Here is a 23,481-nt window from a genome sequence, read left to right on the forward strand (position 1 = left end):
TGGAGGGCGGGATGACCGAAGGCTACGAGAAGCTCGACGAACTGTTGAACACCCTGTGACAGCAGCGATCCCGGCTGCTGGGGGGAGACAGCCGGGATCGCTCGGGTGGTTACGTCAGCGGAGCACGCCGCGCCGGGTGCCCATGACACCGGTGCGCCTGCGGCCCATGAGCGCGGAGACCAGGGCCACGCCGACGACGGCGACGACGACCTGGACGAGAAGCTCGATCCAATCGACTCCCTTTGTGGCGGTGGGCAGGCCGAGCGCGTGGGCCAGCCACGTGCCGATGAACGCCGACACGATGCCGACGAGGATCGTCACCAGGATGCCGATGGGCTGCCTGCCGGGCAGGATCAGCCGGGCGAGCACGCCGACTACTGCGCCGATGAGAATTGCGGTGATGACGCCGGTGATGGTCATGATCTCCTCCAGGTTTCGGGTGCCAAGGAGGTACCCCGACACCGACGTCAATAAACGAAATGCGCGCGCCTCGTACGCTCGAAGCGTGGACTCCGACGTGCTCGACATCGACACCGGCCAACGCCGAACCATCGACCTGACGAACGAGGTGCGAAAGTTCTGCGCCTCGCGTGGCGACGGACTGTGCAACGTGTTCGTGCCGCATGCGACCGCCGGTGTGGCGATCATCGAGACGGGTGCGGGATCCGACGACGACCTCGTCGACACGCTGGAACGGCTGCTCCCGCGCGACGACCGCTACCGCCACTCACACGGCTCACCCGGCCACGGCGCCGACCATGTGCTCCCGGCGCTGGTGTCGCCGTCGATCACCCTGCCCGTGCAGGACGGTCAACCGCTGCTCGGCACGTGGCAGAGCGTCGTGTTCGTCGACCTCAACCGGGACAACCCGCAACGCAAGGTGCGCCTCAGCTTCATCGCCGGCTGACGGGGCACCGGCCGCGCCGCCCGTTCGTTGACCTTTCGGCGTGACAACGGCCGACCGGTACTGTGGTGCGGTCGAATAGTCGCAGCTACAGCAGAACTTCAAGGATGTATCAGACGTGCAGACACACGAGATCAGGAAGCGCTTCCTCGATCACTTCGTGAAGGCGGGCCACACCGAGGTGCCGAGCGCCTCGGTGATCCTCGACGACCCGAATCTGCTTTTCGTCAACGCCGGCATGGTGCAGTTCGTGCCCTACTTCCTCGGCCAGCAGGCGCCGCCGTGGAACCGGGCGACCAGCGTCCAGAAGTGCATCCGCACACCCGATATCGACGAGGTCGGCATCACCACCCGGCACAACACCTTCTTCCAGATGGCCGGCAACTTCTCCTTCGGCGACTACTTCAAGAAGGGCGCCATCGAGTTCGCCTGGACATTGCTGACCAACCCGGTCGAGCAGGGCGGCTACGGGCTGGACCCCGACCGGCTGTGGGCGACGGTCTATCTCGATGACGACGAAGCGGTGGCCTACTGGCAGGAGGTGGCCGGTCTGCCGCCGGAGCGCATTCAGCGCCGTGGCATGGCCGACAACTACTGGTCGATGGGCATCCCCGGGCCGTGCGGGCCCTCGTCGGAGATCTACTACGACCGCGGGCCGGAGTACGGCGCCGAAGGCGGCCCCGTCGCCAACGAGGACCGCTACATAGAGATCTGGAACCTCGTCTTCATGCAGAACGAGCGCGGCGAGGGCACCTCGAAGGAGGACTTCGAGATCCTCGGCCCGCTTCCGCGCAAGAACATCGACACGGGCATGGGCATCGAGCGGGTGGCCTGCCTGCTGCAGGGCGTGGACAACGTCTACGAGACCGACCTGGTGCGTCCCGTCATCGACCTGATGGCCGCACGGGCGCCGCGCGGGTACGGGCAGGGCAACCACACCGACGACGTCCGCTACCGAATCATCGCCGACCACAGTCGTACGGCGGCGATCATCATCGGCGACGGTGTCAGCCCCGGCAACGAGGGCCGCGGCTACGTGCTGCGGCGCCTGCTGCGCCGAATCATCCGCGCGGCGAAACTGCTGGGCGTCGAAGATCCGGTCATGGCTGATCTGATGAGCACGGTGCGCGACGCGATGGGCCCGTCCTACCCCGAACTCGTCGCCGACTTCGACCGCATCCAGCGCATCGCCGTGGCCGAGGAAACCGCGTTCAACCGCACGCTGGCCGCGGGTTCGCGACTGTTCGACGAGGCGGCGAGCGCGACGAAAGCCAAGGGCGCCGCAGTGCTGTCCGGCACCGATGCCTTCACCCTGCACGACACCTACGGCTTCCCGATCGAACTGACGTTGGAGATGGCGGCCGAGCACGGCCTGTCCGTCGACGAGGAAGGCTTCCGCGGCCTGATGGCCGAACAGCGCCAGCGTGCCAAGGCCGACGCCGCCGCGCGCAAGCAGGCACACTCGGATCTGTCGGCGTACCGCGACCTGGTCGACGCCGGCCCGACCGAGTTCACCGGCTTCGACGAATTGTCCTCCGAGGCAAGGATTCTCGGCATCTTCGTCGACGGTCAGCGGGTGCCCGTCGTCTCTCACGGCAGCGGCCCGCAGCCGGACCGCGTCGAGTTGATTCTCGATCGCACCCCGTTCTACGCCGAGTCCGGCGGTCAGATCGCCGACGAGGGCACGATCAGCGGATCAGGAGCTTCCACCGCGGCCAAGGCGGCCGTGACCGATGTGCAGAAGATCGCGAAAACTCTGTGGGCGCACCGGGTCAACGTCGAGTCCGGTGAATTCGTCGAGGGCGACACGGTGGTCGCCGCGGTGGATCCGCGCTGGCGTCACGGCGCGACGCAGGGCCATTCCGGAACCCATATGGTGCACGCCGCGCTGCGACAAGTCCTCGGGCCGAACGCCGTTCAGGCGGGCTCCCTGAACCGGCCCGGATATCTGCGGTTCGACTTCAACTGGCAGGGCCCGCTCTCCGAGGAACAACGCACACAGATCGAAGAAGTGACCAACGAAGCGGTCGAAGCCGACTACGAGGTGCACACCTTCACCACCGAACTCGAGCGAGCCAAGTCGATGGGCGCGATGGCACTGTTCGGCGAGCAGTATCCCGACCAGGTCCGAGTGGTCGAAATCGGCGGTCCGTTCTCGCTGGAGCTGTGCGGCGGCACCCACGTCCACAATTCCGCGCAGATCGGCCCCGTCACGATTCTCGGCGAATCGTCGGTCGGCTCCGGTGTGCGTCGCGTCGAGGCCTACGTCGGGCTGGACTCGTTCCGTCACCTCGCGAAGGAACGGGCGTTGATGGCCGGGTTGGCCTCGTCGCTGAAGGTGCCGTCAGAGGAGGTGCCCGGCCGGGTGGCGAATCTGGTCGAGCGGCTGCGGGCGGCTGAGAAGGAGCTCGACCGGTTGCGTCTGGCGAACGCGCGCGCCTCCGCAGCAAATGCGGCCGCGGGCGCCGAGCTTGTCGGTAAGGTCCGTCTGGTGGCGCAGCGGATGGCCGGTGGGATGTCGGCCGGTGATCTGCGCACCCTGGTCGGAGACATTCGCGGCAAGCTCGGCGGCGACCCCGCCGTCGTCGCCTTGATCGCCGAGGGCGAGAACGACACCGTCCCGTTCGTGGTGGCGGTCAATCCGGCCGCGCAAGACCTCGGACTGCGGGCCGACGATCTGGTCAAGCAAGTCGGGGCAGCGGTCAACGGCCGCGGCGGCGGCAAAGCCGACCTGGCGCAGGGATCCGGCAGGGGGGCGGCGGGAATCGACGCGGCGTTGGCCGCGCTGCGCGCAGAGATCGACCGGAGCTAGCCGCGTGAACCCCACCCAGTCCGGCGGAGAGCCGCTTGCGCGAAGAGCATCAGGCGACCGTCTGCCGGACCGGCCGGGCGGGTCGTTGAACCCGCCGGACCCGGGACGGGGACGACGGGTCGGCATCGACGTCGGCAGCGTGCGCATCGGCGTCGCCGCCAGCGACCCGGACGGCATCCTGGCCACGCCGGTCGAGACGGTCCGCCGGGACCGCACGAACCGCCACATCCGGCGGCTCACCGGGTTGGTCGAGGACCTCGCCGCCGTGGAGGTCGTCGTGGGGTTGCCCCGCACGCTCGCCGACCGTTCCGGGTCATCAGCCGAAGACGCCGTCGCGCTGGCTGACGCGCTGGCCGAACGAATCGCACCGACGCCGGTTCGACTCGCCGACGAACGACTCACTACCGTGGTGGCGCAGCGCTCGCTGCGGGATGCCGGCGTCCGCGCCAAGGGTCAGCGCCGGGTCATCGACCAAGTGGCGGCGGTGGGCATTCTGCAGAACTGGTTGGATCAGCGCCGTGCGGCGTCGCGCACGCAAGGAGTGGACGAGCACGTGGCCGCGCATGGAGAGGTCGGTGATGACGAACCATTGGAGCCGTGAGCGCGCCGAACCGGTTGCGGTCGGCCCGCCGCGGCGTCGGATGACCCGCGCGCAGCGGATGCGGCAGGCCCGCAACCGGCGCAGGCGCCGACTGGCCAGCGGTCTGGCGGTCGGTCTGCTGATCGTGGTCGTCGTCGGCGTGGTCTTCGTCGGGTCGAAACTGTGGCACTCGTTCTTCGGCGGCGGCGATTTCACCGGCGACGGCGTCGCCGACGTCGTCATCCAGGTGCACGACGGCGACTCGACGACCGCGATCGGCAAGACACTGCAGGAGCGCCACATCGTCGCGACTGCGGGTGCGTTCGTCAACGCAGCCGAGGGCAACGACGCGATCTCTGCGATCCAGCCCGGCTTCTACAAGATGCGCACCGAGATCCCGGCTGCCAATGCCGTTGCGCGGCTGGCTGATCCGCAGAGCCGGGTGGGCAAACTCACCATCCCCGAGGGGCGCCAACTCGACGACGTCCGCGACGTGAAGACCAACGCCGTCACCGACGGCATCCTCAGCCTGATCTCGCGCGCGACGTGTGTCGATCTCGACGGCGATCGACGCTGCGTGCCGGTGGATGCCCTTAAGGACGTCGCCGCCACCGGCACGCCGGCGGCGCTCGGCGTGCCGGAGTGGGCGACAGGACCCGTCACCGCGATGGGCGACGACTTCCGTCGCCTCGAAGGACTGATCGCCGCGGGCACGTGGAACATCGACCCGTCCGCCCAGCCCCAGCAGATCCTTTCGACGCTGATCTCCGCCAGCGCAACGCAATACGCCAACGGCGGACTGCTCGACACAGCCGCGGCCATGAAGATGTCGCCGTACCAGATCCTGACGGTCGGCTCGCTGGTGCAGCGCGAGTCCACCCCGCAGGACTTCGCCAAGGTGGCGCGCGTCATCTACAACAGACTGGCCGAGAACCGCACGCTCGAATTCGACTCCACGGTGAACTACCCGCTGGACCGCATCGAGGTGGCCACCACCGACGCCGACCGCGCGCAGCATAATCCGTGGAACACCTACATCCGGCCGGGGTTGCCGGCCACGCCGATCTGCTCTCCGAGTCAACCCGCGCTGGCCGCTGCCGAGAAGCCGGCGCCGGGGGACTGGCTCTATTTCGTGACGATCGACATGCATGGCACGACCCTGTTCACCCGGGACTATCAGCAGCACCTCGCGAACATCGAACTGGCACAGCGCAACGGCGTTCTCGATTCGGCGCGATGAATGCCGGGCGTCGAGCGGCGGTGCTGGGTTCGCCGATCTCTCATTCGCGCTCTCCGCAGTTGCATCTGGCGGCCTACCGCGCGCTCGGCCTTGCCGACTGGACGTATGAGCGCATCGAGTGCACGGCTGAGCAATTGCCTTCGGTGGTGGCGGGTTTCGGTCCGGAGTGGGTCGGCGTATCGGTGACCAAGCCGGGGAAGTTCGCGGCGCTGGCGGTCGCCGACGAGCGCACCACCCGCGCGGAGTTGGTCGGTTCTGCGAACACGTTGGTCCGATCGGAGTCCGGCTGGCGCGCCGACAACACCGATATCGACGGTGTGACGGGAGCGCTGGGCGACGTGGCGGCCACGCACGGCATCGTCGTCGGCTCGGGAGGCACGGCGCCGGCAGCGGTGGTCGGGTTGGCCGAACTCGGGGTGCAGCGCATCACCGTGGCGGCCAGGAATCCCGACAAGGCGGCGCCGTTGGTCGATCTCGCCATCCGGCTGGGCGCCGACGGTCAATGGTGTGACGTCGACGGCCCTGATCTCAGCGGGCTCGTCGCCGACGCGGACCTGATGGTCAACACCATTCCCGCCGAGGCCGCCGCGCGTTATGCGGCCGCGTTCGCCCCGATCCCGCTGCTGCTCGACGCGATCTACGATCCGTGGCCGACGGCCGTGGCGGCGGCTGTGCTGGACCGGGGCGGGCGGGTGATCAGTGGCCTGCAGATGCTGCTGCACCAGGCTTTCGCCCAGGTCGAGCAGTTCACCGGCCGCCCAGCGCCGCGCGAAGCGATGGCGGCAGCTCTCGACGTGCGCTGACTGGCGCCCGGGGAGGGTCTGATCCGGCGTTAGCCTCCATTGATGGGGGTCGCGGGTGTTGCTGTGCTGGCGTGGTTGGTGGCGTTGAGCGTCTTCGATCTCAGGGAACGTCGGTTGCCGAACTGGCTGACCATGCCGGGCGCGCTGGTGATTCTGATCGTCGCCGTGGCGGCCGGGCGCGGCCTTACGGCGGTGGCCGGCGCGGTCGTGCTCTTCGCCGTCTACCTGTTGGTGCATCTGCTTGCGCCGGCGGCGATGGGTGCCGGCGACGTCAAGCTGTCGGTTGGTGTCGGCGCCTTGACAGGCGCGTTCGGTGTCGACATATGGACGCTGGCAGCGTTGGGAGCGCCGCTGATAACGGCGTGCTGGGCGCTTCTCGCTGCGATTCGTCGTACGGAAGCGACTGTCCCGCACGGTGCCTCGATGTGCCTGACCGTGGCGGCCGCCGTCGCGCTCGCGGTGGCGTAGAAACCCCTGGTGATCGGCTGATTCGGGGCCGGAGGCCCGACGTGGGAAGATGGGACGCGTGTTGCGATGGACCACTGCTGGTGAATCTCACGGCCGCGCCCTGGTGGCCGTGGTCGAAGGCATGGTCGCGGGCGTGCACGTCACCTCCGACGAGATCGCGGGACAACTGGCCCGTCGTCGTCTCGGGTACGGCCGCGGCGCCCGGATGAAGTTCGAGCAGGACCAGGTGACGATGCTGGCCGGCGTCCGGCACGGGGTCACGCTCGGCGGGCCGATCGCGATCGAGATCGGCAACACCGAGTGGCCGAAATGGGAAACGGTGATGGCGCCCGACCCTGTCGACGCCGCCGAGCTGGAAGAGTCAGCCCGAAACGCGCCGCTGACCCGGCCCCGGCCCGGGCACGCCGACTACGCGGGCATGCTCAAGTACGGCTTCGACGACGCCCGTCCGGTGCTCGAGCGCGCCAGCGCGCGCGAGACCGCCGCTCGCGTCGCCGCCGGCACCGTCGCCCGGGCGTTCCTCCGCGAGGCGCTCGGCGTCGAGGTGATCTCGCACGTCATCTCGATCGGCGCGTCCACCCCGTACGACGGCCCGCCGCCGCAGGCCGCCGACCTGGCCGCGATCGACGCCAGCCCCGTGCGTGCCTACGGCAGAGGCGCCGAGAAGTCGATGATCGACGAGATCGAGGCCGCCAAGAGGGACGGTGACACCCTCGGCGGCGTCGTCGAGGTCGTCGCCGACAACCTTCCGGTCGGGCTGGGCTCCTTCACCAGTGGCGACAACCGGCTCGACAGCCAGCTCGCCGCCGCGGTGATGGGCATCCAGGCGATAAAGGGTGTCGAGATCGGCGACGGCTTCCAGACCGCGCGCCGACGGGGCAGCGTCGCCCACGACGAGATGTATCCGGGCCCCGACGGCGTGCTGCGCTCCACGAACCGGGCCGGCGGCCTGGAAGGCGGGATGACCAACGGCCAGCCGCTGCGGGTGCGCGCGGCGATGAAGCCGATCTCGACCGTGCCGCGCGCGCTGGCCACCGTCGACATGGCGACCGGTGACGAGGCCGTCGCGATCCACCAGCGCTCCGACGTCTGCGCGGTGCCGGCGGCCGGGGTGGTCGTCGAGACCATGGTGGCGCTGGTGCTCGCGCGCGCCGCGCTACAGAAGTTCGGCGGCGACTCGCTGGCCGAGACGCGCGCCAACATCGACAACTACCTGCGCTCGGTGCGCACGCGTGAGCCCTCGGCGCAGCCGGCTCAGGCATCGGGCTGATGGCGCCGCACGCGGTACTGGTCGGATTGCCCGGGTCGGGCAAGTCGACGATCGGGCGGCGGTTGGCCAAGGCGCTCGGCCTCACGCTGCTGGACACCGACGCGGCCATCGAGGAGACGACGGGCCGCACCATCGCCGACATCTTCGCCACCGACGGCGAGCAGGAGTTCCGGCGCATCGAGGAAGAGGTCATCCGCTCGGCGCTGCAGACCCATGACGGCGTGCTGTCGCTGGGCGGCGGCGCGATCACCACGGCCGGTGTCCGCGAGGCGCTGGCCGGCCACACCGTCGTCTACCTGGAGATCAGCGCCGCAGAGGGGGTGCGCCGAACCGGCGGCAGCACCGTGCGTCCGCTACTGGAGGGCGGTGACCGCGGCGAGAAGTTCAAAACGCTGATGGCGCAACGTGTTCCGCTGTACCGCAAGGTCGCGACGCTGCGGGTGAACACGAACCGGCGCAATCCCGGCGCGGTTGTGCGCTACATCGTCACCCGCTTGGAGAACCCCGACGCTCCGCACCCGCAGCGGCGCAAGCGTCGCTCGCCCTGCCGCCGCGGCCCGTCGGCGCTCACCGCCGAGCCCAGCACCGAGGCGCCTCCGTCCCCGGCGGTGGTCGCCGCCCAAAACATGAAGGCCAACCGTGACTGAGCCAGTGACCATCGACGTCCGCGTCGATCCGCCGTACCCCGTCATCATCGGCACCGGGCTGCTCGGCGAGCTGCAGCGCGTCCTCGACGGCAGGCACAAGGTGGCGATCCTGCACCAGCCCGTCCTCGCGGAGACCGCCGAGGTCATCCGGAAAGCTCTCGCGGACAACGGCATCGACACGCACCGCATCGAGATTCCCGACGCCGAGAAGGGCAAGGACCTGCCGGTGGTCGGGTTCATCTGGGAAGTGCTGGGACGCATCGGCGTCGGACGCCGGGACGCGATCGTCAGCCTCGGCGGGGGGGCGGCCACCGACGTCGCCGGGTTCGCCGCCGCGACGTGGCTGCGCGGAATCGACATTGTGCATGTGCCGACCACGCTGCTGGCGATGGTCGACGCCGCCGTCGGCGGGAAGACCGGTATCAACACCGACGCGGGCAAGAACCTGGTCGGCGCGTTCCACCAGCCGGCCGCCGTGCTCGTCGACCTCGCCACGCTCGAGACGCTGCCGCGCAACGAACTCGTCGCGGGCATGGCCGAGATCGTCAAGGCCGGTTTCATCGCCGATCCGGTCATCCTGGACCTGATCGAGGCCGACCCAGAGGCGGCACTGGACCCGACGGGACCCGTGCTGCCCGAACTGATCGAGCGGGCGATCGCCGTCAAAGCCGAGGTGGTCGCCGCCGACGAGAAGGAATCGCAACTGCGCGAGATCCTCAACTACGGCCACACCCTCGGCCACGCGATCGAGCGCCGCGAGCGCTACCAGTGGCGGCACGGTGCGGCGGTTTCGGTGGGGCTGGTGTTCGCTGCCGAACTGGGCCGTCTCGCGGGCCGCCTCGATGACCAGACCGCGGATCGGCACCGCCGCGTGCTCACCTCGCTGGGGCTGCCGGTCAGCTATGACGCCGACGCGTTCCCGCAGCTGCTGGAGAACATGGCCGGTGACAAGAAGACCCGCGCGGGCGTGCTGCGGTTCGTCGTCCTCGACGGCCTCGGCAAGCCGGGACGGCTGGAAGGACCCGACCCGTCACTTCTGGCGGCGGCCTACGCGGAAATAGGAGCGGTGGCATCATGACCCAGACGGTGCTGGTGCTCAACGGCCCCAACCTCGGCCGGCTGGGCCGGCGCGAACCCGACGTGTACGGCAGCACCACGCACGAAGAACTGGTCGCGCTCATCGAGCGCGAGGCCAACGCGCTCGGATTGAGAGCCGTTGTGCGCCAGAGTGACAGCGAGGCCGATCTGCTCGGCTGGATTCACGCCGCAGCCGACGCGGGCGATCCGGTGATCCTCAACGCCGGCGCGCTCACCCACACGTCGGTCGCGCTGCGCGACGCGTGCAGCGAACTGCGTGCGCCGCTGATCGAGGTGCACATCTCGAACGTGCATGCCCGGGAGGAGTTCCGGCACCATTCGTATCTGAGTGCGGTGGCCACCGGCGTGATCGTCGGCCTCGGCGTGCAGGGCTACGCGCTGGCCCTGCGGTACCTCGCCAGCCTCGGCTGAGGGCCCTGGTCGTCCGTGCTGGCCACCGAGTAACAGATCGCGGTCGAGATGACCGTCGGCAGCACCAGGGTCAGTATCAGCACGCCGACGACGATTCCGGTGTCCGGCGCGGTGAGCCACCCCTCGGGGACGCGCGCCAGGCTGACGGCGAGCCAGGATCCGACGATTCCGAGCAACACGGTTCCCACCGTCGCGACTTTGATCGAACGGAGTTCGAGGACCGTCGGTGCGGCGGTGTCGGACAGCGACTTTCGCAGTGCCCGGGTGCGTACGAACACGAGCGCGAAGTCGACGACAACGAAGACGGCACACCCGGCGATGATGCCGCCTTCGATCCACGGTGCGGGCCGGTGGCCCAACATGAAACGCAGATAATCGATCGACGTTTCGGACACGATCAACGTCGTGGTCATCGCAGCCGCGAACGTCAGCCACCCGCCCAGTTCGGCGAGAAAGCAGTAAGCGCGGACATCGTCAGGACTCTGGTCGGTCACCTTGTTGACAGCGTGGCTGGCCAGCATCCAACCCAGTCCGCCGAACAACGCCGTCGCACCCGCGGCGAGCATCCCGGTTGACACCGCGCCCTGGGTCCAGGCGATCGCACACGTGACGCGTCGGTCGCCGTCCGGAACCTGCGTGCCGGTGATCAAGCTGAACAGAAAACTGTCGAGCATCAGGACGAGCACGGCCGAGGAGAACAACGCGAGCGTGTGCACGCCTTCCCGACTGTTCTTGTCGAACAGCAGAGCGATCGCCGTGATCAGGAAACCGCCGAGAACACCTGCCAGTTGCGAGTTCGACGAGGCCGACGAGAGCACGCTCCACTGGTCGGACGTGCAGAACTCGTCCGGGTTCACGGGAGCCCGTCAGCCGACGGCTACGCCCGCTCGTCGCGTCGCCGTTGGGTTTCTTCGTCGTCCGCGTCCCCGCGGCCGACCGCGGCGAACACGTCGGTGTCGGCACGGTCGTCGTCGTTCGCGTGGTGCAGGTGCGGCGTCTGGTCGGCCTTGCGGTCGACGAGCCAGCGACCGATCGCCACGCCCGCGATGGCCAACAGGAACACGACGAGCGCGGTGAACGCCGCGAACGTGGTGACCTCGTTGAGCAGGCCCTCGACATAGAGGCTCTTGTAGAACAGCGAGATGAACCAGGCCACCGCGCCGCTGAGGATCCCGGCCACCAGGCCGGCCAGCAGCCAGGTCATCGCCAGGTCGCCGCGGCGGTCCGGGTCGGGGTTGGCGCGCGCGTCCGCCCGGCCGTCGACGAAGCCCCAGATGAACGCCGCGATCGCGAACAACACCACCAGGACGATGCTGATCAAACCCGCCTTGGTTTCCCACGTGTTGATCAGCGCCCCCTGCAGCAATCGCACGATCACCATCAGGGCCGCGAACACCAGTCCGCGCAGCAACCACTTACTCATGGGGCCTCACCTTAGCGAGTAGCGTCATCGACCGTGACTATTTCACAGCGCCGGGACCGGTTGCGCGAGCGCCTCGCCGAATCCGGCGTCGACGCGATGCTGGTGTCGGACCTGGTGAACGTGCGCTATCTGAGCGGGTTCACCGGTTCCAACGCCGCGCTGCTGATCCTGGCCGACGGCAAAGATCCGGTGCTGGCCACCGACGGGCGCTACCGCACCCAGGCCGCGCAGCAGGCGCCCGACGTGGAGATCGTCATCGAGCGGGCCTGCGGGCCGCATCTGGTCCGGCGCGCCGCGGCAGCCGGGGTGCGCCGGCTCGGCTTCGAGAGCCACGTGGTGACGGTCGACGCGTTCGCCGCGCTGACGGCTGCCGCCGGCGAACAGACGGAGCTGGTGCGTGCCGGCGGAACCGTCGAGGCGCTGCGGGAGGTCAAGGACGCCGGCGAGGTGGCGCTGCTACGGCTGGCATGTGAGGCCGCCGACGCGGCACTGCGTGACCTCGTCGACCGCGGTGGGCTGCGCGCGGGCCGCACGGAGAAGGAAGTCGGCCGTGAACTCGAGGCGCTCATGCTCGAGCGCGGCGCCGACGGGCCGTCGTTCGAGACGATCGTCGCGGCCGGCCCGAACTCGGCGATCCCGCACCACCGACCCACCGATGCGGTGCTGGCCGCAGGCGACTTCGTCAAGATCGACTTCGGCGCACTGGTGAGCGGCTACCACTCCGACATGACCCGGACGTTCGTGCTCGCGCCGGTGGCGCAGTGGCAGAGCGACCTCTACGAGCTTGTCGCGACCGCGCAACGGGCGGGCCGGGAGGCGCTCGCACCGGGTGCGTCGCTCAAGGAGGTCGACGCGGCGTCGCGTGGCGTCATCGCCGATGCGGGTTATGGCGAGAACTTCGGCCACGGGTTGGGGCACGGCGTCGGTCTGCAGATCCACGAAGCGCCGGGAATCAGCGCGGCGTCCGCCGGTACACTGCTTGCTGGCTCCGCGGTGACCGTGGAGCCCGGTGTCTACCTGCCCGACCGCGGCGGCGTCCGCATCGAGGACACGCTCGTCGTCGGAAACGACGCCCCAGACTTGCTCACCCGGTTCCCCAAGGAATTGGCCATCCTCTGACAGGAGTACTACCCACGTGGCAACGACCGCCGACTTCAAGAACGGACTCGTCCTGGTGATCGACGGCCAGCTCTGGCAGATCATCGAATTCCAGCACGTCAAGCCCGGCAAGGGCCCCGCCTTCGTGCGCACCAAGCTCAAGAATGTCGTCTCCGGCAAGACCGTCGACAAGACCTACAACGCCGGGGTGAAGGTCGAGACCGCGACCGTCGACCGGCGTGACGCGACCTACCTCTACCGGGACGGCTCGGACTTCGTGTTCATGGATTCGCAGGACTACGAGCAGCACCCGCTGCCCGAGTCGCTGGTCGGGCGCGCCGCCGGCTTCCTGCTCGAGAGCATGCCCGTGCAGATCGCCTTCCACAACGGCAACCCGCTCTATCTCGAGCTGCCGGTCACCGTGGAGCTCGAGGTCACCCACACCGAGCCGGGCCTGCAGGGCGACCGGTCCAGCGCGGGCACCAAGCCGGCGACGGTGGAGACCGGCGCCGAGATCCAGGTGCCGCTGTTCATCAACACCGGCGACAAGCTCAAGATCGACTCGCGCGACGGCAGCTATCTGGGCCGGGTGAATGCCTGACCGCAAAGGCGATCGGGGCAGGCATGCGGCCCGCAAGCGCGCCGTCGATCTGCTGTTCGAAGCCGAGGCCCGCGGACTGACCTCAGCCGAGGTCGCCGACACACGAAACGCGTTGGCCCACAAGGAGTCAGATGTCTCGCCGCTCAACCCGTACACCGTGACCGTCGCGCGCGGGGTGACGGAACACTCCGCACACATCGACGATCTGATCGCCGCGCACCTGCAGGGTTGGACACTGGAGCGGTTGCCGGCCGTCGACCGTGCGATTCTGCGAGTGGCGGTGTGGGAGCTGTTGCACGCCGACGACGTGCCCGAGCCGGTGGCGGTCGATGAGGCAGTCGAGCTGGCCAAGCAGTTGTCGACCGATGACTCACCGGGTTTCGTGAACGGCGTGCTGGGCCAGGTGATGCTCGTGACGCCGCAGATCCGGGCCGCCGCGCAGGCGGTGCGCGGCAGCGGCGACGCGAGCGCGGGCTAGCCGACACTCGATTCCTTTAGTTCACCGCGATTGTTAATCCGCGGCCGGTAGCCAAGTGGCGCAATGCCCCTCGGGTGCGCCCTTTCCCCTGGTGAGCCACTGCGCGGGGCGGCGCAATCACCGGCACTGCCCGCAGGCCGGTGCCGCGCACCAGCGTGCCGCGGCCGCAGCGCCCTTACCGTAGCCGCATGTCGCAGCCCGAGCCGACGCCTCTGCGCAGGCCACGCGCCGATCGCGCGCGCCAGGTCGCCGATGTGCTGCGCCACCAGATCCATGCCGGCGGGTTCGACGGCGGTCTACCCGGAGAACAGGAGTTGGCGGCCGAGTTCTTCGTGTCGCGCAACACCGTTCGCGAAGCGCTCGCGGTCCTCAAGAACGAGGGTTTGATCGACCGCGGACCCAAGGTGGGCACGCACGTCGCGGTGCGCAAGTACGACCACGGGCTGGACGCACTGGTCGGGCTCAAGGAGACGTTTCGGGAGTACGGCGAGGTCCGCAATGAGGTCAGGGCGGTACAACACCTCGCCGCTCCGCCGGCGGTGGCCCGCAAGCTGCGCCTGGACCCGGGCGCGCAGGTCGTTTTCGTGGAGCGGTTGCGCTATCTCGGCGAACTTCCGCTCTCCCTCGACCTGACTTATCTGGTGCCGGACATCGCGACCGGGGTGCTGCAGCACTCGTTGGAGACCAACGACGTGTTCGCCCTGATCGAGAAGGTCAGCGGTCAACGGCTGGGCAGCGCCGCACTAGCGGTGGAAGCCGTCGCCGCCGACGCCCATTCCGCAGCCACGTTGCAGGTGCCGGCCGGGGCCGCGCTGCTGATGTTGGAGCGCCTCACCACCCTCGACGACGGGACACCCGTCGACCTCGAATACATCCGCATGCGCGGCGACCGAATCACGCTGCGCGGCAACCTGATGAGGAGCGTCCAGTGACACTGGTCAACCAACGTGCCGATGTGCCGGTGACGATCGACGAGTCGCTGTGCATCGAGGGCTGCACGCTGTGCGTCGACGTCTGCCCGCTGGACTCACTGGCGATCAACCCCGAGAACGGCAAGGCGTTCATGCACGTCGACGAGTGTTGGTACTGCGGTCCCTGCGCGGCGCGCTGTCCCACCGGCGCCGTCACCGTCAACATGCCGTATCTGATCCGATAGGGACCCCATCATGACCAGACCGCTGAACCGGCTGGGCGCGCTGGCCGTCGCGCTGTCCGTCGTGGCCGCCGGCTGCTCGCTCGACTCGGCATCGAAGCCGTCCGGTGACGTGGTCGACGTCGTCGTCGGCTACCAGTCCAAGACCATCAACACCGTCACCGCGGGAACGCTGCTGCGCGCCAAGGGCTTCCTGGAGCGGCGGCTCGCCGACATCACCGGCAGAACCGGCACCCGGTACGAGGTGACGTGGCAGGACTACGACACCGGCGCGCCCATCACCGCACAGATGGTCGCCGAGAAGATCGACATCGGATCAATGGGCGACTACCCGATGTTGATCAACGGATCCAAGACGCAAGCCAACGAGCGAGCCCGCACCGAGATCGTCTCGGTCACCGGCTACCACCCCAGGGGCGCGTTGAACATGGTTGTGGTGACGCCGAACTCACCGGCGCAGACACTCACCGACCTTAAGGGGCAGAAGGTGTCCGCCAGTGTCGGGTCGGCAGGGCACGGCACTCTGGTGCGCGCGCTGTCGAACGCGGGGATCGACCCGAGGAGCGGCGTCGAAGTCCTCAACCAGCAGCCGCAGATCGGCGCATCGGCCCTGGAATCCGGTCAGGTGCAAGGGCTGTCGCAGTTCGTGGCGTGGCCGGGCCTGCTGGTCTTCCAGGACAAGGCCAGACTGCTCTACGACGGCGCCGAGGGCAACTATCCGACGCTGCACGGGGTGGTGGTACGACGGGCGTATGCGGCCGAACATCCCGAGGTGCTCGACGCGTTCCTGCAGGCACAGTTGGACGCCACCGACTTCCTCAACGACAAACCGCTGGAATCAGCGCGCATCGTCGCCGAGGGAAGCGGTCTGCCGCAGGAAGTGGTCTACCTCTACAACGGTCCCGGCGGCACATCGTTCGACACCACGCTGAAGCCGTCGCTGATCGAGGCGTTGAAAGGCGATGTGCCGTACCTGAAGTCGATCGACAACTTCGCCGACCTGGACGTCGCCGGCTTCGTACAGGACGCCCCGCTGCGCGCGGCCTTCGCAGAGCACGGCCTCGACTACGACCATGCACTCGCGGTGACGGCCAACCCGTCGCTCGTGCAGGGCACGGACCCGGTGTGCAACGTGCCTGCCGGCGATCAAGCGAAAGCCGGCGAACTGTGGCTCGACGGCGGCGAAGCGACCCAGCCGGCAGCCACTCCCGACTGCCTGCTCAAGGCGGTGCGAGAGGCCACCGCGCGGGGCGCCAAAGTCCGCGCCGCGTACGTGCCCGACACCGAGTTCGGCACCCGCTGGTTCGCCGACAAGGCGATCTGGGTGAAAGACGGCCAGAGCTACCTGCCGTTCGCGACACCCGCTGGTGCCCAACGGTTCATCGCAGCCCACCCGGGTAGCACCGCGGTCGACTACGAGCAGGCGTTGGCAGGTGCGGCATGACGACCGTCGCCGAAGCCGTGAAGTGGCCGGTGCATGTCGAGGCCGCACCCGCCCGCCGTCCGCAAGCGGCGCTGTGGCGGCGCAGGCTCGTGCGGTCGGCCTCGGTGCTCGCCGCAGTCGCGCTGTGGCAGGTGCTGACGGCCAACGACGTGCGGTTCTGGTTGCGCTTCGACACGCTGCCGACGGTGACCGAAGTCGCAGCGGCGCTGGGTAATCGGCTCGGCACGCCGGAGTACTGGCTGGATCTGGGGCAGTCGCTGATCCGCATCCTGACGGGGTTCGGGTTGGCGGCGATCGTCGGCGTGGTGACCGGCATCATGCTCGGGCGGTCGGCGGCGTTCGCGGACGCGTTCGGCCCGCTGACCGAGCTCGCGCGGCCGATCCCGGCGATCGCGATGGTGCCCGTCGCGATCCTGTTGTTCCCCACCGACGAGGCGGGGATCGTGTTCATCACGTTTCTGGCCGCCTACTTCCCGATCATGGTGAGCACCCGCCACGCGGTGCGCGCACTGCCGACGATCTGGGAGGACTCGGTGCGCACACTGGGCGGCAGCCGGTGGGACGTGCTGCGCCGGGTGGTGCTGCCCGGCATCCTGCCCGGGCTCTTCGGCGGTCTTTCGGTCGGCATGGGGGTGGCGTGGATCTGCGTGATCTCCGCGGAGATGATCTCGGGTCGCCTCGGTGTGGGATACCGCACCTGGCAGGCGTACACGGTGCTCAACTATCCCGACGTGTTCGTCGGCATCATCACGATCGGGGTCCTGGGCTTCGCGACCGCCGCCGCAGTGGAACTGACCGGACGGCGCGCCACCCGGTGGCTGCCCCGCGGAGAGGAGAACGCCCGATGACCACCGCACTGGCCCCCGTGGCGGTGCAGGGGATGCGACTCGAACTCGACGACGTGCGGCTGTCCTACACCGGCGCGCCGGTCGTCTCGGGGCTCACGCTGAACGTGCACCCCGGCGAGATCCTGGTGCTGACGGGGCCGTCGGGCTGCGGCAAGTCGACAGTGCTGCGAGCGCTGACCGGGCTGCTGGCGCCGGACGCCGGCCGGGTGCTCGCCGACGGTGAGCCGGTAGCCGCCACCTCGCGCGATCGCGGCATGGTGTTTCAGGACAGCGCGCTGTTGCCCTGGCGCACAGTGCGTTCCAACATCGAGCTGGCACTGCAGCTGCGCGGTGTGCCGCGGGCCGGCCGGCGGGAACGCGCGCTGCGCTGGATCGACGAGGTCGGCTTGACCGGTTACGGCGACTACTTGCCCAAGAGCCTGTCGGGCGGGATGCGCCAACGCGTGCAACTGGCGCGCGGGCTGGCCGGCGCGCCGCGGGCGGTGATGATGGACGAGCCGTTCGCCGCACTCGACGCGCAGACCCGGGCGGCGATGCAGCGGCTGCTGATCCAGACCTGGCAGGTGCATCCGACGACGATCGTGTTCGTCACCCACGACGTCGACGAGGCATTGCTCCTCGGTGACCGGGTGGCGGTGCTGGGCCGCGTCGGTCAGCCGCTACGTGCGGTTGTCGAGGTGCCCGAGCCGCGCGTCCCCTCCGCCGCACGTCAACAGGCGCGTGCGGAAATCCTTGCGGCCCTTGATCACTCATGATGCGAATACCTGATCTCGACGAGACCGCCCGACTCGACTGCGATGTGGTGGTGATCGGCGGCGGGACCGCGGGCACCATGGCGGCGCTGACCGCGGCCGAACACGGTGCTCAGGTGCTGCTGCTGGAGAAGGCCCACGTTCGGCATTCCGGGGCGTTGGCGATGGGGATGGACGGGGTGAACAACGCCGTGATCCCCGGTAAGGCCACGCCGGAGGACTACGTTGCCGAGATCACCCGCGCCAACGACGGAATCGTCAACCAGCGCACCATCTACCAGACCGCGACCCGTGGGTTCGCGATGGTGCAGCGCCTGGAGCGCTACGGGGTCAAGTTCGAGAAGGACGAGCACGGCGAGTACGCGGTGCGCCGGGTGCACCGCTCCGGGTCCTACGTGCTGCCGATGCCCGAGGGCAAAGACGTGAAGAAGGCGCTCTACCGCGTGCTGCGTCAACGCTCGATGCGCGAGAAGATCCGCATCGAGAACCGGCTGATGCCGGTGCGGGTGCTCACCGATGACACCGGACGCGCCGTCGGCGCCGCGGCGTTGAACTCCCGCACAGGCGAATTCGTCGCGGTCGCCGCCAAAGCCGTCATCCTCGCGACGGGCGCATGCGGGCGGCTGGGCCTGCCGGCGTCCGGGTACCTGTACGGCACCTACGAGAACCCGACGAACGCGGGCGACGGCTACTCGATGGCCTACCACGCCGGAGCGGAACTGTCCGGGATCGAGTGCTTTCAGGTGAACCCGTTGATCAAGGACTACAACGGGCCGGCGTGCGCGTATGTGGCCAATCCGTTCGGCGGCTATCAGGTCAACGCGCTGGGGGAGCGGTTCGTCGACTCCGACTACTGGTCGGGGCAGATGATGGCCGAGGTCAAGCGAGAGATCGAATCGGCGCGCGGGCCCATTTATCTCAAGGTGTCGCATCTGCCCGACGAGACGATCGGCGCGCTCGAAGGCATCCTGCACACCACCGAGCGGCCGACCCGCGGCACCTTCCACGCGAACCGCGGGCACGACTACCGCACGCACGATGTCGAGATGCACATCTCCGAGATCGGGCTGTGCAGCGGCCATTCCGCATCCGGAGTGTGGGTCGACGAACACGCCCGCACCACGGTGCCCGGGCTGTACGCGGCGGGCGACCTGGCGTGTGTGCCGCACAACTACATGATCGGCGCGTTCGTCTACGGCGACCTCGCCGGCGAGCATGCGGCCTCGACGGTAGGGCACGTCGATGCACCGGGCGCGCTGCCGCAGGACCAGCTCCAAGAGGCGCACGACCTCGTCTACCGACCGCTGCGGCACCCCCAGGGACCACCTCAGCCACAGGTCGAATACAAGCTGCGCCGGTTCGTCAACGACTATGTGGCACCGCCGAAGACGGCGACCAAGCTGTCGATCGCGGTCGAGACGTTCGAGCGGATGCGCACCGAGATCCGAGACATGGGTGCCACCACCCCGCACGAGCTGATGCGGGCGGTCGAGGTCTCGTTCATCCGCGACTGCGCCGAGATGGCGGCACGCTCGTCGCTGACCCGCACCGAATCGCGCTGGGGCCTCTACCACGACCGTGCCGACATCCCGCAACGTGACGACGACCGCTGGCGTTACCACCTGAACCTGCGCAAGGCCGCCGACGGCACCATGGAGTTCCTGAAGCGGCCTGTCGCACCGTATTTCGTCGCCGTGCCGGACCTCGATCACTTGCCGTCGCACGACGAGGTGACACGCGTCGAGCAGCCGGTGGTCGCCACCGGGCGGCCCCCGGAAGCGGCGTCCCGCATCCGCCCCGCGACGGTACAGCCGCCGTCGCCGCGCATCGCCGCGGTGCTCGCGCTGGAGTCGCCGTCGGTGGAACAGCTGACCGAGTTCCTCGCCGATTTCGACGCCGGGGTGCGCCGGACCGCGGTCGCCACACTCGTCGAACACCTTCCCGACGGCTATCAGCGCCCGCTCATCGCCGCCCTCGGAGACGGCGACGCCGAGGTGCGCCGCGTCGCCGCCGACGGCGTGCGCGAACTGGTGGAAGTGCTGCCGGATCCGCAAGACATTGCGGTGCAATGCGATTCGCCCGATCCGGTGGTGCGCTCGGTGGCGATCCATCTGCTGGCCGCGCGGCACGCGGGGGACTTGTCGGCGTATCGGCTCACCGTGCGAGACGTCGATCACCGGGTCCGGATCGAGGCGGTGCGCGCGCTGGTCTCGGTCGACGACGAAGACGGTGTCGCAGCGGCCGCGGGCGACGAGAACCGGGAAGTGCGCATTGCGGCGGCCAACGGCCTGGCGACGCTGGGTGCCGGGCCGGAGACCGTCCGGCGTCTCCTCACCGACCCCGATCCGTTGGTCCGGGCGGCCGCATTGGCAGCGCTTGCGGCGGTCGGCTGCGGTGACGACGACGTGGCCGGTGTGCAAAAGGCGCTGACCGAGCCGGCGTGGCAGGTACGTGAGGGCGCCGCGCGGGCGCTGGCGGGTGCGGCGCCGGCGGTCGCGGTGCCCACGCTGTCCCAGGCGCTCACCGATCAGCATCTCGACGTCCGCAAGGCCGCCGTGCTGAGCCTGACCCGTTGGGCCGCTTCGGAGTCCGCCGCGCGGGACGCTCTCGGCGTCGCGCTCGACGACGGCGACGCGGACGTGCGTGCCTACGCGCGCCAGGCGCTGGCTCAGATGTCGAGCGCCTGATAGGTCCGGCGCACGAATTTCGGTTGTGCGCTTTGCAGTTTGACCAGTGAGGTGTTGCCGGCGATCGCGGCGGCGTCGACGTTGAGATCGGGCAGGTTCTGGATCAGGTAGATCAGGATCAGCTCCGCCGACGGGTCCGCCTGCCACCAGGTGCCGTATGCGCCGGGCCAACTGAACGTGCCCAGCCCGCCCGGGCCGAACAGCTGGCGCGACTTCGCCGGGTCGGTGACCACCGACAGGTTCAACCCGAAGCCGCGGCCGAGCCAGAACGGCGCGCCGAGGAAGTTGTGCCGCTTCTGCTCATCGGTCAACCGGTCGGTGCGCATCAACCGCACCGACTCTTCCGACAGCACCCGGACCCCGTCAACCACACCGCCTGCCAACAACATTCGCGCGAACCGCAGGTAGTCGTCCACCGTCGACCACAATCCCGCCCCACCGGTGCAGAACGGCGGGTCGGTGATCGGCGCCGGTCCCATCACGCCGTGCTGCAACGCGTTGTCCCGGTCGAGCTTGTACATCGTCGCGGCACGGCGACGGCCGGCCGCACCGACAGAGAACCCGGTGTCGGGCATCTGCAGCGGCTCGAAGATCCGCTCGCGCAGCACGTCGGCCAGCGGCTTGTCCTCGATCCGCGACAGCGCGATACCCAGCACGTCGGTGGCGTGGCTGTAGGTCAGCCGATCGCCGGGCTGGTGCACCAGCGGAAGCTGCGCCAGTTCGGCCAGCCAGCGGTCCTGGTCCTGGCGGAACGACATCCTGGCGTACGCGCGGCTCAACGGGCCGACCACCGAGAACGCGTACGCCAGCCCGCTGCGGTGCGTCATCAGATCGTCGAACGTGATGGGCCGGCGCGCCGGGGTCGTCTTGTCGAGATCGCCGCGCGGGTCGAGCAGGACCCGCATGTCCGCGAGCTCGGGCAGCCAGCCCACCACCGGGTCGTCGAGTGCGAACCGCCCCTCCTCGACGAGGCTCATCGCCGCCGCGACCGTCACCGGTTTGGTCATCGAGGCGATGCGAAAGATCGTGTCGCGCTGCATCGGCAGCCCGGCGTCGACATCGCGATGCCCCAACTCGTTGACCTGAAGGACCTCACCGGCGCGCCACACCAGGGTCACCGCACCGGCAAGGAGTCCGGCGTCGATCGCCTCGCGGATGGACGCTTGGTTGCCGTCGAGCTTCATCGCGGCAAGCCTACTTCCGCCCGCGACGCAACTGTCCGTGCCGTGGCGTCGGTAGACCCGCGCGATGCGGGTGCTAAGCTTCCCCGCAGTTTCGACGTCCTTTAAGGAGCCGTCCAGAGAGGCGGAGAAGGAGGTCAGAGTCGCTTGGGCGTGCACTCGGACTCGTCAGGCACCGACCGGGAGTTGATGTCCGCAGCGGACGTCGGCCGCACCATCTCCCGTATCGCTCACCAGATCATCGAGAAAACCGCCCTCGACGGACCCGAAGCGCCCCGCGTGATCCTGCTCGGCATCCCGACCCGCGGCGTCACCCTGGCCACTCGCCTCGCCGGCAAAATCGAGGAGTTCTCCGGAGTCGCGGTCGCGCACGGCGCACTGGACAACACGCTGTACCGCGACGATCTGGACTCCAAACCGCCCCGCGCGCTGGAGGAGACCTCCATCCCCGCAGGCGGCATCGACCAGGCCCTGGTGATTCTCGTCGACGACGTGCTCTACACCGGCCGATCGGTGGGCTCCGCCCTGGACGCGCTGCGCGACATCGGCAGGCCCAAGGCGGTGCAATTGGCGGTGCTGGTCGACCGCGGCCACCGCGAGCTGCCGCTGCGCGCCGACTACGTGGGCAAGAACGTGCCCACCTCGCGCAGCGAGAACGTCAAGGTCCGGCTCGCCGAGAACGACGGCGCCGACGGCGTCTCCCTCGCGCCGCACGGAGGTCCGGTCCGGTGAAACATCTGCTGTCGGCCGCCGATCTGTCGCGCGACGACGCGGTGGCGATCCTCGACAACGCCGACCGCTTCAGCCAGGCGCTGCTGGGCCGCGAGGTCAAGAAGCTGCCGACCCTGCGCGGGCGCACCATCATCACGATGTTCTACGAGAACTCCACCCGCACCCGGGTCTCTTTCGAGGTGGCCGGTAAGTGGATGAGCGCGGACGTGATCAACGTCAGTGCGTCGGGTTCGTCGGTGTCCAAGGGCGAATCGCTGCGCGACACGGCGCTGACTCTGCGCGCCGCCGGCGCCGACGCGCTGATCCTGCGCCACCCGGCTTCGGGCGCACCGCAGCAGCTCGCCGAGTGGACCGCCACCGCGGACGGACACGGCCCCGCGGTCATCAACGCCGGCGACGGCACCCATGAGCATCCCACCCAGGCGCTGCTCGACGCGCTCACCATCCGCCAGCGCCTCGGCGACATCGAGGGCAAACGTGTGGTGATCGTCGGCGACGTCCTGCACAGCCGGGTGGCCCGTTCGAATGTGCTGCTGCTGCACACCCTCGGTGCGGAGGTGGTGCTTGTGGCGCCGCCGACACTGCTCCCGGTCGGTGCCGCCGACTGGCCGGTCACGGTGTCGCACGATCTCGACGCCGAGCTGCCGATCGCCGACGCTGTCCTGATGCTGCGGGTGCAGGCCGAGCGCATGAACGGCGGGTTCTTCCCGTCGGCCAGGGAGTACTCGGTGTTCTATGGCCTGTCCGAGAAACGCCAGGCGATGCTGCCTGGCAATGCGGTCGTGCTGCACCCGGGCCCGATGGTCCGCGGCATGGAGATCGCGTTCTCCGTTGCCGACTCGTCGCAATCG

24 protein-coding genes and 1 pseudogene are annotated in these 23,481 nt (G+C 69.0%); 21 read left to right on the forward strand and 4 right to left on the reverse strand.

From position 1 onward, the window contains the following. Window positions 1-114: 114 nt before the first annotated feature. Window positions 115-420, reverse strand: a complete 306-nt coding sequence (locus A5663_RS06790) for a GlsB/YeaQ/YmgE family stress response membrane protein (protein ID WP_068145748.1) — start codon at window positions 418-420, stop codon at window positions 115-117. 97 nt (window positions 421-517) lie between these two features. Here A5663_RS06790 and A5663_RS06795 point away from each other — a divergent pair, with 97 nt between their 5' ends. The 10 genes and pseudogenes from A5663_RS06795 to aroQ all read left to right on the forward strand — a co-directional run bounded on the left by A5663_RS06795 (window position 518) and on the right by aroQ (window position 10,233). Next, window positions 518-907 (forward strand): secondary thiamine-phosphate synthase enzyme YjbQ, encoded by a 390-nt coding sequence (locus A5663_RS06795; RefSeq protein WP_197503320.1) that lies wholly within the window; start codon window positions 518-520, stop codon window positions 905-907. 115 nt (window positions 908-1,022) lie between these two features. Continuing rightward, a complete protein-coding gene (gene alaS, locus A5663_RS06800; protein WP_068145692.1) occupies window positions 1,023-3,716 on the forward strand; it encodes an alanine--tRNA ligase in 2,694 nt (897 codons plus the stop codon). Window positions 3,717-3,720: 4 nt separating this feature from the next. Next, window positions 3,721-4,317: a Holliday junction resolvase RuvX gene (ruvX, locus tag A5663_RS06805; protein ID WP_068145694.1), complete on the forward strand. Its 597-nt coding sequence runs from the start codon at window positions 3,721-3,723 to the stop codon at window positions 4,315-4,317. Beyond that, on the forward strand, window positions 4,295-5,536 hold the full coding sequence (mltG, locus tag A5663_RS06810) for an endolytic transglycosylase MltG (RefSeq protein ID WP_068145698.1): 1,242 nt from the start codon (window positions 4,295-4,297) through the stop codon (window positions 5,534-5,536). Before ruvX ends, mltG begins: the two co-directional genes overlap by 23 nt. Then, window positions 5,533-6,339, forward strand: coding sequence for a shikimate dehydrogenase (locus A5663_RS06815; RefSeq protein WP_068145701.1), 807 nt, complete (start codon window positions 5,533-5,535; stop codon window positions 6,337-6,339). The genes mltG and A5663_RS06815 overlap by 4 nt, the downstream gene beginning before the upstream one ends. A gap of 42 nt (window positions 6,340-6,381) precedes the next feature. Next, entirely contained in the window at window positions 6,382-6,807 is a 426-nt protein-coding gene (locus A5663_RS06820) for an A24 family peptidase (protein ID WP_068145703.1), read from the forward strand. Between the two features lie 58 nt (window positions 6,808-6,865). After that, a complete protein-coding gene (gene aroC, locus A5663_RS06825) occupies window positions 6,866-8,077 on the forward strand; it encodes a chorismate synthase (protein ID WP_068145751.1) in 1,212 nt (403 codons plus the stop codon). Beyond that, window positions 8,077-8,583 (forward strand): annotated as a pseudogene (locus tag A5663_RS06830) (shikimate kinase); the annotation flags it as partial. The gene aroC and the pseudogene A5663_RS06830, both read left to right, overlap by 1 nt. Window positions 8,584-8,716: 133 nt before the next feature. After that, on the forward strand, window positions 8,717-9,802 hold the full coding sequence (aroB, locus tag A5663_RS06835; protein WP_068145709.1) for a 3-dehydroquinate synthase: 1,086 nt from the start codon (window positions 8,717-8,719) through the stop codon (window positions 9,800-9,802). Further along, the gene (gene aroQ, locus A5663_RS06840; RefSeq protein ID WP_068145714.1) at window positions 9,799-10,233 is read left to right on the forward strand and encodes a type II 3-dehydroquinate dehydratase; all 435 of its coding nucleotides are present in this window, start codon (window positions 9,799-9,801) and stop codon (window positions 10,231-10,233) included. The genes aroB and aroQ overlap by 4 nt, the downstream gene beginning before the upstream one ends. Here the strand turns inward: aroQ and A5663_RS06845 are convergent. After that, window positions 10,194-11,090 carry a hypothetical protein gene (locus A5663_RS06845; RefSeq protein WP_068145716.1) on the reverse strand — a complete coding sequence of 299 codons (897 nt, stop codon included), beginning with the start codon at window positions 11,088-11,090 and terminating at the stop codon, window positions 10,194-10,196. The genes aroQ and A5663_RS06845 overlap by 40 nt on opposite strands. Before the next feature lie 20 nt (window positions 11,091-11,110). Continuing rightward, window positions 11,111-11,656: a B-4DMT family transporter gene (locus tag A5663_RS06850; protein ID WP_068145720.1), complete on the reverse strand. Its 546-nt coding sequence runs from the start codon at window positions 11,654-11,656 to the stop codon at window positions 11,111-11,113. A 33-nt stretch (window positions 11,657-11,689) separates the two neighbouring features. Here A5663_RS06850 and A5663_RS06855 point away from each other — a divergent pair, with 33 nt between their 5' ends. From A5663_RS06855 to A5663_RS06895, 9 genes are all read left to right on the forward strand, one after another. Beyond that, window positions 11,690-12,775 carry a Xaa-Pro peptidase family protein gene (locus tag A5663_RS06855; RefSeq protein ID WP_068145723.1) on the forward strand — a complete coding sequence of 362 codons (1,086 nt, stop codon included), beginning with the start codon at window positions 11,690-11,692 and terminating at the stop codon, window positions 12,773-12,775. Window positions 12,776-12,791: 16 nt separating this feature from the next. Next, window positions 12,792-13,355: an elongation factor P gene (efp, locus tag A5663_RS06860; RefSeq protein WP_068145726.1), complete on the forward strand. Its 564-nt coding sequence runs from the start codon at window positions 12,792-12,794 to the stop codon at window positions 13,353-13,355. Beyond that, window positions 13,348-13,833 (forward strand): transcription antitermination factor NusB, encoded by a 486-nt coding sequence (nusB, locus tag A5663_RS06865; protein WP_068145730.1) that lies wholly within the window; start codon window positions 13,348-13,350, stop codon window positions 13,831-13,833. Before efp ends, nusB begins: the two co-directional genes overlap by 8 nt. Before the next feature lie 188 nt (window positions 13,834-14,021). Then, window positions 14,022-14,765, forward strand: coding sequence for a GntR family transcriptional regulator (locus A5663_RS06870; protein WP_068145733.1), 744 nt, complete (start codon window positions 14,022-14,024; stop codon window positions 14,763-14,765). Then, window positions 14,762-14,989: a ferredoxin family protein gene (locus A5663_RS06875; RefSeq protein ID WP_003880761.1), complete on the forward strand. Its 228-nt coding sequence runs from the start codon at window positions 14,762-14,764 to the stop codon at window positions 14,987-14,989. Before A5663_RS06870 ends, A5663_RS06875 begins: the two co-directional genes overlap by 4 nt. A 10-nt stretch (window positions 14,990-14,999) precedes the next feature. Further along, window positions 15,000-16,430: an ABC transporter substrate-binding protein gene (locus A5663_RS06880; protein ID WP_068145735.1), complete on the forward strand. Its 1,431-nt coding sequence runs from the start codon at window positions 15,000-15,002 to the stop codon at window positions 16,428-16,430. Next, window positions 16,427-17,278, forward strand: a complete 852-nt coding sequence (locus A5663_RS06885) for an ABC transporter permease (protein ID WP_082973965.1) — start codon at window positions 16,427-16,429, stop codon at window positions 17,276-17,278. Before A5663_RS06880 ends, A5663_RS06885 begins: the two co-directional genes overlap by 4 nt. Beyond that, window positions 17,275-18,033 (forward strand): ABC transporter ATP-binding protein, encoded by a 759-nt coding sequence (locus tag A5663_RS06890; protein ID WP_068145738.1) that lies wholly within the window; start codon window positions 17,275-17,277, stop codon window positions 18,031-18,033. The genes A5663_RS06885 and A5663_RS06890 overlap by 4 nt, the downstream gene beginning before the upstream one ends. Continuing rightward, complete coding sequence (locus A5663_RS06895; protein ID WP_197503319.1) at window positions 18,030-20,717, forward strand: fumarate reductase/succinate dehydrogenase flavoprotein subunit; 2,688 nt, start codon at window positions 18,030-18,032, stop codon at window positions 20,715-20,717. Before A5663_RS06890 ends, A5663_RS06895 begins: the two co-directional genes overlap by 4 nt. On the opposite strand, the gene A5663_RS06900 is transcribed toward A5663_RS06895, so the two are convergent. Beyond that, a complete protein-coding gene (locus tag A5663_RS06900) occupies window positions 20,699-21,901 on the reverse strand; it encodes a serine hydrolase (protein ID WP_068145740.1) in 1,203 nt (400 codons plus the stop codon). The two genes, A5663_RS06895 and A5663_RS06900, sit on opposite strands and share 19 nt — an antisense overlap. Before the next feature lie 144 nt (window positions 21,902-22,045). On the opposite strand from A5663_RS06900, the gene pyrR reads away from it, so the two are divergent. Then, window positions 22,046-22,630, forward strand: a complete 585-nt coding sequence (gene pyrR, locus A5663_RS06905) for a bifunctional pyr operon transcriptional regulator/uracil phosphoribosyltransferase PyrR (RefSeq protein WP_068145743.1) — start codon at window positions 22,046-22,048, stop codon at window positions 22,628-22,630. Beyond that, window positions 22,627-23,481, forward strand: an 855-nt coding sequence (locus A5663_RS06910; protein ID WP_068145747.1) for an aspartate carbamoyltransferase catalytic subunit, incomplete at its 3' end; no start/stop codon positions are given. The genes pyrR and A5663_RS06910, both read left to right, overlap by 4 nt.

The sequence above is a fragment of the Mycobacterium sp. E740 genome (genome assembly GCF_001672895.1).
Taxonomy (GTDB): Bacteria; Actinomycetota; Actinomycetes; order Mycobacteriales; family Mycobacteriaceae; genus Mycobacterium.

What these genes read in the sequence shown, in the direction of transcription:
- A5663_RS06790 (WP_068145748.1), bottom strand. Translation starts at nt 420, where the DNA reads ATGACCATCACCGGCGTCATCACCGCAATTCTCATCGGCGCAGTAGTC.
- mltG (WP_068145698.1), top strand. Translation starts at nt 4,295, where the DNA reads ATGACGAACCATTGGAGCCGTGAGCGCGCCGAACCGGTTGCGGTCGGC.
- A5663_RS06815 (WP_068145701.1), top strand. Translation starts at nt 5,533, where the DNA reads ATGAATGCCGGGCGTCGAGCGGCGGTGCTGGGTTCGCCGATCTCTCAT.
- A5663_RS06820 (WP_068145703.1), top strand. Translation starts at nt 6,382, where the DNA reads ATGGGGGTCGCGGGTGTTGCTGTGCTGGCGTGGTTGGTGGCGTTGAGC.
- aroQ (WP_068145714.1), top strand. Translation starts at nt 9,799, where the DNA reads ATGACCCAGACGGTGCTGGTGCTCAACGGCCCCAACCTCGGCCGGCTG.
- A5663_RS06850 (WP_068145720.1), bottom strand. Translation starts at nt 11,656, where the DNA reads ATGAGTAAGTGGTTGCTGCGCGGACTGGTGTTCGCGGCCCTGATGGTG.
- nusB (WP_068145730.1), top strand. Translation starts at nt 13,348, where the DNA reads ATGCCTGACCGCAAAGGCGATCGGGGCAGGCATGCGGCCCGCAAGCGC.
- A5663_RS06870 (WP_068145733.1), top strand. Translation starts at nt 14,022, where the DNA reads ATGTCGCAGCCCGAGCCGACGCCTCTGCGCAGGCCACGCGCCGATCGC.
- A5663_RS06880 (WP_068145735.1), top strand. Translation starts at nt 15,000, where the DNA reads ATGACCAGACCGCTGAACCGGCTGGGCGCGCTGGCCGTCGCGCTGTCC.
- A5663_RS06885 (WP_082973965.1), top strand. Translation starts at nt 16,427, where the DNA reads ATGACGACCGTCGCCGAAGCCGTGAAGTGGCCGGTGCATGTCGAGGCC.
- A5663_RS06890 (WP_068145738.1), top strand. Translation starts at nt 17,275, where the DNA reads ATGACCACCGCACTGGCCCCCGTGGCGGTGCAGGGGATGCGACTCGAA.
- A5663_RS06895 (WP_197503319.1), top strand. Translation starts at nt 18,030, where the DNA reads ATGATGCGAATACCTGATCTCGACGAGACCGCCCGACTCGACTGCGAT.
- A5663_RS06900 (WP_068145740.1), bottom strand. Translation starts at nt 21,901, where the DNA reads ATGAAGCTCGACGGCAACCAAGCGTCCATCCGCGAGGCGATCGACGCC.